This is a genomic window from Streptomyces sp. P17, from assembly GCF_032436805.1.
GTDB lineage: Bacteria > Actinomycetota > Actinomycetes > Streptomycetales > Streptomycetaceae > Streptomyces.
Window position 1 is genome coordinate 1 of record NZ_JAVRBF010001294.1, and the last position, 247, is coordinate 247.

Consider the following 247-nt stretch of genomic DNA (forward strand, 5'->3'; position numbering starts at 1 on the left):
TCACAGGTGGTGTACATGGTTATGAAACCAGTGGTGTGCAAGGGGCCTTGCGGTTTGCAGCGACTAAGGCAAAAAACTACCTTAATGAGTTTAATCTGTTAATCGCGCCCTGCATCAGCCCTTGGGGCTACGAAACCATTAACCGCTGGAACCCGTTAGCGGTTGATCCGAATCGCTCTTTTGTGGCGGATAGCCCCTCGGCAGAAGCGGGCTTATTGCGTGATTACTTGCTAGCGCTTGATGTCAC

The 247-nt window shown here is 51.4% G+C and carries 1 protein-coding gene; it reads left to right on the forward strand.

What is annotated here, in order from left to right:
- Positions 1 to 247 (forward strand): hypothetical protein (locus RMT89_RS44735; protein ID WP_315889482.1); only part of this gene is annotated, 247 nt, incomplete at both ends.